Origin of the sequence: Cupriavidus sp. SK-3, from assembly GCF_000611145.1 — a bacterium.
Lineage (GTDB): Bacteria > Pseudomonadota > Gammaproteobacteria > Burkholderiales > Burkholderiaceae > Cupriavidus.
Window position 1 is genome coordinate 81,447 of record NZ_JFJV02000031.1, and the last position, 9,199, is coordinate 90,645.

Below are 9,199 nucleotides of genomic sequence, written 5' to 3' on the forward strand. Positions count from 1 at the left end.
TAGCGTGAAGCATTGATCAGGCCAGTTGGCGCAACGTATGCTTGATCGTCTGCGCGCGCACCGCAATATCCGGCATCTTGGCCTCGATGCGCAGCTTGTCCTGGCCGGCGAGCTTGATGTGCCGGTTCTTCTGCACCAGGTCGATGATCTTCATCGCATCGATCGGCGGGGTGGGCAGGAACTGCATGCTGATCGCCGCATCGTTGGCGTCGATCTTGCGTACGCCCAGCGGCACGGCGGTAATGCGCAGCCGGTGGGTTTCGATCAGCGCCTGCGCCTGCGGCGGCAGCCGGCCGAAGCGGTCGATCAGCTCCTCCTGGATATCGTCCACGCGCTCGGCCGCTTCGCAGTTGGCCAGGCGCTTGTACAGCGACAGGCGTTCGTGCACGTCGGTGCAATAGTCGCTGGGCAGCAGGGCCGGGGTGCCGAGGTTGATTTCGGTGGTGGCCGCCAGCGGCGCCATCAGGTCGGGTTCCTTGCCGGCCTTGAGCGCCTTGACGGCGGCATTGAGCATGTCGGTGTAGAGCTGGAAGCCGATCTCGTGGATCTCGCCTGATTGCTTGTCGCCCAGCACTTCGCCCGCGCCGCGGATCTCCAGGTCGTGCATGGCCAGGTAGAAGCCCGAGCCCAGTTCTTCCATCTGCTGGATGGCTTCGAGCCGGCGCTGCGCCAGCTTGCTCAGGCCGTCCACATCGTGCACCAGCATGTAGGCGTAGGCCTGGTGGTGCGAGCGCCCGACGCGGCCGCGCAACTGGTGCAGCTGCGCCAGGCCGAACTTGTCGGAGCGGTGGATCAGGATGGTGTTGGCGGTCGGCACGTCGATGCCGGTCTCGATGATCGTGGTGCACAGCAGGATGTTGTCGCGGCGTGCGACGAAGTCCCGCATCACGCGCTCCAGCTCGCGCTCGTGCATCTGCCCGTGCGCTACTGCGATGCGTGCTTCCGGCACGAGCTCGGCGAGCTTGGCGCGCTTGTTCTCGATGGTGTCGACTTCGTTGTGCAGGAAGTAGACCTGCCCGCCGCGCTTGAGCTCGCGCAGGATGGCTTCGCGCACCACGCCGTCTTCCTCGCGCCGCACGAAGGTCTTGATGGCCAGGCGCTTTTGCGGCGCGGTGGCGATCACCGAGAAATCGCGCAGGCCTTCGAGCGCCATGCCCAGCGTGCGGGGGATTGGCGTGGCGGTCAGGGTCAGCACGTCGACCTCGGCGCGCAAGGTCTTCAGCATTTCCTTCTGGCGCACGCCGAACCGGTGTTCCTCATCGATGACGACCAGCCCGAGGCGCTGGAACTTGACATCGTCCGACAGCATTTTGTGCGTGCCGATCACGATGTCGGCGGTGCCGTCGTTGATCTGCTTGATGGCGCCGTCGATCTCCTTCTTGGTCTTGAAGCGCGACAGCTCCACGATCCGCACCGGCCATTCGGCGAAGCGGTCGGAGAGATTCTGGAAATGCTGCTCGGCCAGCAGCGTGGTGGGCGCCAGGATGGCCACCTGCTTGCCGCCCATGACCGCGACGAAGGCGGCGCGCAACGCGACTTCGGTCTTGCCGAAGCCCACATCGCCGCATACCAGGCGATCCATCGGCTTGCCCGAGGTCATGTCGGCAATCACCGCGGCGATGGCGGCGGCCTGGTCCGGCGTTTCCTCGAAGCCGAAGCTCTCGGCGAATTTCTCGTAGTCCCTGGGCGTGAGTTCAAAGGCATGGCCCTGGCGCAAGGCGCGGCGCGCGTACAGGTTGAGCAGTTCGGCGGCCGTATCGCGGATTTGCTGCGCGGCTTTGCGTTTCGCGCGGTCCCACTGGCCGGAGCCGAGCTGGTGCAGCGGCGCGGTGTCCGGATCGGCGCCGGAGTAGCGCGAGATCACGTGCAACTGGTGCACCGGCACGTACAGCTTGCTGCCTTTCTCGTAATCCAGGTGCAGGAATTCCTCTTCGCCCTGGCCCATGTCGAGCGTGACCAGGCCCTGATAGCGGCCGATGCCGTGTTCGCTATGCACCACGGGGTCGCCGATCTTGAGCTCGGCCAGGTCGCGCACCATCGAGTCGACCGCGCTGGCTTGTTCCTGCTTGCGCCGGCCCGTGCGGCGCGCGGTGCCGGCATACAGCTCGGCCTCGGTAACAAAGGCCAGCGGCGCGATGCCGTCCGCGCCGGCCAGGGCGAAGCCGCTTTGCAGCGGCGCCACCACGATGGAGAAATGCGAGTCGCCGGCCAGGAAGGCGGCAAAGTCGTCGATCGGCTGCGGGCGCAGCCCGCTTTCGCCGAACAGCTGCAGCAGGGTTTCGCGCCGGCCGGCGGAGTCGGCGCACATCAGCACGCGCCGGTCCTTCTTCAGCAGCAGGGCTTCGAGGTTGACCAGCGGGTCTTCGGCGCGGCGGTTGACCGAGACATCGGGCAGCGGCTCGGCCAGCGGCGCCGTGTCCGCACTGGCGGCAGCCTGCAGCACCAGCCGCGCCAGCGGCTTGGCGCCGGCGAAGAACTGCTCCTCCAACAGGAACAGCGCCGCGGGCGGCAGCAGCGGCCGCTCGCGGTCATGGCGCATGAAATTGTAGCGCTGCGTGGTATCGGCCCAGAAACGGCGGATCGCTTCGTGTACATCGCCGACGTAGGCGATCTGGCTATCGGCGGGCAGGTAATCGAAGACGGTGGCCGAGCTTTCGAAGAACAGCGGCAGGTAGTACTCGATGCCGGCCGACGGTACGCCGTTGCCAATGTCCTTGTAGATCGTCGATTTGCTCGGATCGCCTTCGAACAGTTCGCGCCAGCGGCCGCGGAAGGCGGTGCGCGCGGCTTCGTCGAGCGGAAACTCGCGGCCGGGCAGCAAGCGCACTTCCTTGACCGGGTAAAGGCTGCGCTGGGTGTCAGGGTCGAAGGCGCGGATGGTTTCGATTTCCTCGCCGAACAGGTCGATCCGGTACGGCAGCGGCGAGCCCATCGGGAACAGGTCGATCAGGCCGCCGCGCACGCTGTACTCGCCGGGCCGCATGACGGCACTGACATGCTCGTATCCGGCCAGCGTGAACTGTGCCTTGAGCGCGGCTTCGTCGAGCTTCTCGCCCTGCTTGAAGAAGAATGTGTAGGCCGCCAGGAAAGCAGGCGGCGCCAGCCGGTAGAGCGCGGTCTGCGCCGGCACAAGCATGATGTCGCACTGGCCGCCCTGGATGTCGTGCAGGGTGGCCAGCCGCTCGGAGACCAGGTCCTGGTGCGGCGAGAAACTGTCGTAGGGCAGGGTTTCCCAGTCGGGCAGCAGGCGCACCCGCAAGTCCGGCGCGAACCAGGGGATTTCCTCGGCCAGCCGCTGGGCGTCGATTGCGTTGGCGCACATCACCGCCAGCATCGGCACGCGCTCGCGGTGCTGGCTGGCGTAGGCGGCCAGCGCCAGGGCGTCGGCGGAGCCGGCCAGGCCGGACACGGTGTTGCGCTGGCCGGCCTTGACCAAGGGGAGGTTGGCGAAGGGGGCGGGACGATTGGCTTCAGGCATCGGGTGCGGGCTGGCTTGTTGGCTTGCTTGGGGCGTTGCGGACGTTGCAGGCGGTATGTGCTGTGCGTGTGCGTACGATTGCGGGCAAGAAAGCGTGCCATGCAACAGCGACACCCCGCCGGCGTTGCGGGCGGGGTGCAGGCGGAGCAGGCGGCGCTCACAGGAACAAAGGCACTGCGCTTTCGTCGCCCGCATGTCCGCGGGCGAAGGCCGTATTATAGAATGCGCTCCGAAATCCGCGTTTTCAACGCCTTGCCTCGCGCCTGCCAGTCGGGCGGCGAGGGTGGAAAACTTGAAAGCCTTGCGCCGTGCCCCGTGCACGGCACCCACCTTGCCCCTTGCGCTATCCGTGTCTGCTCGCCGTTTTGCCCTGATCCCCTGTGCCGGTACCGGCAGCCGCGCCGGCGGCAGCTTGCCCAAGCAATACCAGACCGTGGCCGGCCGGCCGATGATCTGGTATGCGCTGGCCGCCTTCGCGGCCTGCGATGCCATCAGCGCCACCGCGCTGGTGCTGGCGCCGGACGATATGCCGCTGGAGTCCCGCTTCGGCGCGGCGGCCTTTGCCGGCCTGCGTTTTGACACCGCGTTCGTGGGCGGCGATACGCGTCATGCTTCCGTGCTGGCGGGCTTGCATCACCTGGCACAGCTCGGCGCCACCGACCGCGACTGGGTGCTGGTGCACGATGCCGCGCGTCCCGGGCTCACGCCTGCCATGATCCACGCGCTGGTGCGCGCCGTGGAGGGCGAGAGTGGCGCGGAAGAAGATGGCCCAGACGCCGCTATCGGCGGCATCCTGGCGGTGCCGGTGCCCGATACGCTCAAGCGCGCCGACCCGGCACCCGGCGGCCAGCCGGCTGCCGTGGTGCGCATCGGCGCCACGGTACCGCGCGATGGTTTGTGGCAGGCGCAGACGCCGCAGATGTTCCGCGTCGGCGTGCTCCGGCAGGCGCTGCAGGAAGCGCTGGCGGCGGGCGCGGTGGTGACCGACGAGGCCAGCGCGATCGAGCGGCTGGGCCTGCATCCGCGGCTGGTCAACGGCTCGCTGCGCAATTTCAAGGTGACCTATCCCGAAGACTTCGCCCTGGCCGAACTGCTGCTGGGCGAAGACGCCGCCACGAAGCCCTGAAACCCATTCACTAACCCGATCCTGAAGGAGTGCCGCTCCCATGACCCCATTCGATATCCGCGTCGGCCAAGGCTACGACGTGCACGCGCTGGTGCCCGGCCGCAAGCTCATCCTGGGCGGCGTGGACATTCCCCACGATCGCGGCCTGCTCGGGCATTCCGACGCCGACGCGTTGCTCCATGCGATTACCGATGCATTGTTCGGCGCGGCAGGCCTGGGGGACATCGGCCGGCATTTCCCGGATACCGATGCGCGTTTCGCGGGGGCGGACAGCCGTGTGTTGCTGCGCGAGGCCGCTCGGCGGGTTCGCGAGGCCGGCTACGAAATCGGCAATGTGGACGCGACCGTGATCGCGCAGGCGCCGAAGCTGGCGCCGCATATCGGCGCCATGGTGGCAAACCTGGCCGATGACCTCGGCTTGCCGTCGGCAAGCTGCAACGTCAAGGCCAAGACCAATGAGAAGCTGGGCTTCGAGGGAAAGCAGGAAGGCATCGTGGCACAGGCCGTGGTGCTGATCTGGCGCGGCACGATTGCGAGCACGCAGGACTAAGGCTGACGGCGGGGACGGTGGCCGCCGGAGCGGCGTCCGGCCGTCCCGGTGTTCAGCCTTTGGACGTTGTGCCGGCCTGTGCCGCTTTTTCGGGCGACAGGGCGTAGACGTAGTCGATCAGCCGGGCCATCTGCCCTGAGCGCGCACCAGCCTCCGTGCGTTTGGCAAAGCCCATTTGCTCGCAAAGCCGGTTGGCGGATTTCATTTCCGGCATGGTCCGCACCAGCAACGCGCTGGCGCCGATATCGCGCGCGCGCTGGATGCAGACCTGCATCAGCGTGCGGCCCAGCCCAAGGCTGCGCGCCTGCGGGTTCACCGCCAGCAGGCGTGCTTCCGGCAGGCCCAGCGTGATGGTGCTGCCGTCCAGTGCCTGCAGGGTGGCGCCCGGGTGGCAGAACAACACCGCACCGCTGATGCCGTGATCGGTCTCCGCCACCCACCATTCCATTTCCGAGGTTGTTGCCGCCAGCACGGACTTCATGCCTTGCTGGAAGGACGCCCGGCAATCCTCCATGATCTCCAGCTCGTATTGGCCATAGGCCTGCTGGGTCACCGCGGCAATGTCGCCCCAGTCGTGCACGGCGGCGAGCCGGTAGTGGAAGCGCGGGGAGGTGTGGGAGGGAAGGGAGTTCATGGCGGAGGGGTGAAGACTGTGACCTTTGCTGGATTGTAGGCCCTTCGGTGCACAAATGCAGTCAGTGAATCACCGACTTGGCACACCGGCCACAGGCTTGCGCCGCCATGAGCAGAACGCGTGGCGGGCCCGTCGGCATAACGCCGCGGGGCCCCGTGGACGCATCATGAAGGCCGGACCGGCGTGTGCCCGGCTGCGGCCCTGTGCGGCCTTATTCCGCGGCGATCACATTGGCGGCGGCCACTACGACGGCGGCAATGCGGCCCACGTCGCGCAGTTGCTGCGCGGTCATGCCTTGCTCATTCTTGAGCAGCGCGTAGTGCGACTTGATGCAGAAATGGCACTTGCCGACGATGGAGGCGGCCAGCGCATACATCTCGAAGCGGCGCTTGTCCACGCCGCCATGCGTGGCGTACGCATTCATGCGCAGGCCGGCCGGCTGGGTGGCTAGATCGGGGTCGTCCGCCATTTCAACGAACGGATACCAGACGTTGTTCATCCCCATCAGCGCGGCGGCGGTCAGCACTGCGTTGGTTTCCTCGGGCGACAGCACGCCGGCATTGCGGATCGCGTCGACAATCACGCGGCTCTTGGCGGCAAACGCCGCAGCCAGTGCTACCGCTACCGCATCGTTGCCCTCGAGCGAGGAGCGGGCGATGGTGCCGTCAAGGTTCAGGCGGATGTCCTTGGCGTAGTCAGGGATGAGGCCTTTAATCGTGCTGAGGAATTCCATACAAATCTCCTATCGGTAGGGGCTCAAAAAACCCGCCATGGCGGGTTTCGAGGTGCGGGCCGGAGCCCGCCGCGCAAATCGTCACAAACCACCGGTCATTGAGTACCGGCGGTTTGTTCAGCATGCCAGCTTGTCGACAGCTTACAGCGTGGCGCCGCCGACAGCGCGGTTGCACGGGCACAGCTCGTCGGTTTGCAGGCCGTCGAGGATACGCAGCACTTCGTCCGGGTTACGGCCGACGTTCAGGTTGTTCACCGACACGTGCTGGATGACATTGTCCGGATCGACGATGAAGGTAGCGCGCAGTGCGACGCCGGCAGCGTGGTCACGCACGCCAAGCTGGTCGATCAGCGAGCCGGTCACGTCGGCGAATTGCCATTGGTTCAGCTTGTTCAGGTCCTTGTGCTCACGGCGCCATGCCAGCTTCACGAATTCGTTGTCGGTCGAGCCGCCCAGCACGATCGCGTCGCGGTCGGCGAAGTCGCCGTTCAGCTTGGCGAAGGCAACGATTTCGGTCGGGCACACGAAGGTGAAGTCCTTCGGGTAGAAGTAAATGATCTTCCACTTGCCTTCGAACGATTTTTCGGTGATGTCTTCGAAGGCCGACTGGCCGTTCTCTTCATGGTTGTTGAAACCCGGCTTGACACCGACGACGTGGAAAGCTTCGATCTTGTCACCAACGGTCTTCATAGACTGCTCCTGGATACGGTTGAAGAGGAACGCTCGCGCTGCCAGCCAGGCCTTGAGGCCTGGGCTGCCGCGCAACGAACATGGATTATGCGTCATCCCCGGAGGCGGGGCTAATTGATATTCTCAAAGAGCCCGATAGCCAGGCTCGGGGAGTCGCGTGTCCGGCGGCGCGCGTGCCGATCGACGATGGTGGCGGCGCCATGTTGCGGCGCGATGTCAGCCGCCTCCGCCGCTCGCGCAGCCCTGCCGGAAGGGGGAGTCTACCCCAGCAGGGCCGCCGTGGCGTAGCTCAGGCCGTCCTGGCCGCCGGTTCGACGTAGGCGTGCTGCCGTCCGCCGCGGAAAATCACCAGCGTGGCGATAAGCCCGCACGCAGCGGCGAACATCAGCCACAGGCCGGGCGCGGCCTTGTTGCCGGTGCTGTGGATCAGGTAGGTCGAGATGGCCGGCGTGAAGCCGCCAAACAAGGCCGTGGCGAGGCTGTAGGCCAGCGAGAAGCCGGCAGTGCGCACCGCGGGCGGCATCACTTCGGTCAGCGTCACCACCATCGCGCCGTTGTAGCTGCCATACAGGAAAGACAGCCACAGCTCGACCATCAGCAGGCGGCCGAAAGACGGCTCGGCCACCAGCCAGGACACTGCCGGATAGGCCGTGAGCAAGGTGAGGATGGTGAAGATCACCAGCAGGGGCTTGCGGCCCACGCGATCCGACAAGGCACCCATCAGCGGCAGCCAGATGAAGTTGGACAGCCCAACGCACATGGTGACGATCAGGTTGTCCACGTCGTCGAGCTTGAGCACGGTCTTGCCGAAGGTCGGCGTGTAGGCGGTGATCATGTAGAACGACACCGTGGTCATCACGACCATCATGCAGCCGGCGACGATGATGCGCCAGTTCTCAAGCATCGAGCGGTAGATCTCGCGGATGGCGGGGCGATGCTTGCGCGTCTTGAATTCCTCGGTTTCCTCCAGCGAGCGGCGGATCAGGAACAGGAAGGGCACGATCAGGCAGCCGATCAGGAACGGCACGCGCCAGCCCCATTCACCCATCTGCTCGGGCGACAGCATGGCATGCAGGACTACGCCGAGCAGGCCGGCAAAGATCACCGCCACCTGTTGGCTGGCCGACTGCCAGGCCACGTAGAAGCCCTTCTTGCCGGGCTTGGCGATCTCCGCGAGGTAGACCGACACGCCGCCCAGTTCCACCCCTGCGGAGAAGCCCTGCAGCAAGCGGCCCGCCAGCACCAGCAATGGCGCGGCCACGCCGATCGAGGCATAGCCCGGCACGCAGGCGATCAGCAAGGTGCCCAGCGCCATCAGGACCAGGGTCAGGATCAGCCCCTTGCGGCGGCCGTGATGGTCGATATACGCGCCGAGGATGATGGCGCCGAGCGGACGCATCAGGAAGCCCGCGCCGAAGGTCGCGAGCGAGAGCATCAGCGATGCGAACTCGTTGCCGCTGGGGAAGAACGTCTTGGCGATGGCGGCGGCATAAAAGCCGTACACCATGAAGTCGTACATTTCCAGGAAGTTGCCGCTGACGACGCGGAACACGGTGCGGAACCCGTGTTGCTGGGTGGGGGAGCTTGACATTTGGCTGTCTCTCGCAGATGCCGCCGGTTGGTTCCGGAGGCTTGATTTTGGTCGGCTGCCAGCCAGGATTCGGGATCAGCTATGCGGGGGACTGGCCTTGGCTGGGCTTGGGTTTGGGGGTGTCCTGCTGATGGCGGCAAGTTTGCGCCGGGGGGGCTGTCATTACGCTGTCAAATGGCTTTCAGTTTGATATCAAATGCTGTCGAAAGCCTGTCAGCGGAGCGAACGGTGGGGAGCGTGTTGGCGTTTGTGATTTAACGTCAACTGCAACTGCTTAACTTCAAAGTCGAAGGCTTAAAGTCAAAGGCAGTTTCACCCCCCTGCGGGGGGCGACCTACTTTTTTGGCTTGCCAAAAAAGTAGGCAAAAAAAAGGCGCGCCGGATGGGGCGACACCCC

Annotated in this window: 7 protein-coding genes; 2 read left to right on the top strand and 5 right to left on the bottom strand. The window is 65.6% G+C overall.

The genetic code is table 11. The features are described 5' to 3' along the window. Positions 1-16: 16 nt before the first annotated feature. Positions 17-3,478, bottom strand: a complete 3,462-nt coding sequence (gene mfd, locus CF70_RS03125) for a transcription-repair coupling factor (RefSeq protein ID WP_035860194.1) — start codon at positions 3,476-3,478, stop codon at positions 17-19. Positions 3,479-3,827: 349 nt separating this feature from the next. On the opposite strand from mfd, the gene ispD reads away from it, so the two are divergent. Then, positions 3,828-4,604 carry a 2-C-methyl-D-erythritol 4-phosphate cytidylyltransferase gene (gene ispD, locus CF70_RS03130; RefSeq protein ID WP_035860234.1) on the top strand — a complete coding sequence of 259 codons (777 nt, stop codon included), beginning with the start codon at positions 3,828-3,830 and terminating at the stop codon, positions 4,602-4,604. Positions 4,605-4,644: 40 nt separating this feature from the next. Continuing rightward, complete coding sequence (gene ispF / locus CF70_RS03135) at positions 4,645-5,154, top strand: 2-C-methyl-D-erythritol 2,4-cyclodiphosphate synthase (protein ID WP_035860195.1); 510 nt, start codon at positions 4,645-4,647, stop codon at positions 5,152-5,154. 52 nt (positions 5,155-5,206) lie between these two features. Here ispF and CF70_RS03140 read toward each other — a convergent pair whose 3' ends face one another. From CF70_RS03140 to CF70_RS03155, 4 genes are all read right to left on the bottom strand, one after another. Beyond that, on the bottom strand, positions 5,207-5,788 hold the full coding sequence (locus CF70_RS03140; RefSeq protein ID WP_035860198.1) for a GNAT family N-acetyltransferase: 582 nt from the start codon (positions 5,786-5,788) through the stop codon (positions 5,207-5,209). Positions 5,789-5,999: 211 nt separating this feature from the next. Further along, positions 6,000-6,521, bottom strand: coding sequence for a carboxymuconolactone decarboxylase family protein (locus CF70_RS03145; protein ID WP_035860200.1), 522 nt, complete (start codon positions 6,519-6,521; stop codon positions 6,000-6,002). A gap of 141 nt (positions 6,522-6,662) precedes the next feature. Further along, positions 6,663-7,211, bottom strand: a complete 549-nt coding sequence (locus CF70_RS03150; protein ID WP_035860203.1) for a peroxiredoxin — start codon at positions 7,209-7,211, stop codon at positions 6,663-6,665. 289 nt (positions 7,212-7,500) lie between these two features. Further along, on the bottom strand, positions 7,501-8,802 hold the full coding sequence (locus CF70_RS03155; RefSeq protein WP_035860205.1) for an MFS transporter: 1,302 nt from the start codon (positions 8,800-8,802) through the stop codon (positions 7,501-7,503). Positions 8,803-9,199 lie beyond the last annotated feature (397 nt).

Excerpts from the sequence above, each read along its gene's own strand:
- mfd (WP_035860194.1), bottom strand. The coding sequence starts at position 3,478 with ATGCCTGAAGCCAATCGTCCCGCCCCCTTCGCCAACCTCCCCTTGGTC.
- ispF (WP_035860195.1), top strand. The coding sequence starts at position 4,645 with ATGACCCCATTCGATATCCGCGTCGGCCAAGGCTACGACGTGCACGCG.
- CF70_RS03140 (WP_035860198.1), bottom strand. The coding sequence starts at position 5,788 with ATGAACTCCCTTCCCTCCCACACCTCCCCGCGCTTCCACTACCGGCTC.
- CF70_RS03145 (WP_035860200.1), bottom strand. The coding sequence starts at position 6,521 with ATGGAATTCCTCAGCACGATTAAAGGCCTCATCCCTGACTACGCCAAG.
- CF70_RS03150 (WP_035860203.1), bottom strand. The coding sequence starts at position 7,211 with ATGAAGACCGTTGGTGACAAGATCGAAGCTTTCCACGTCGTCGGTGTC.
- CF70_RS03155 (WP_035860205.1), bottom strand. The coding sequence starts at position 8,802 with ATGTCAAGCTCCCCCACCCAGCAACACGGGTTCCGCACCGTGTTCCGC.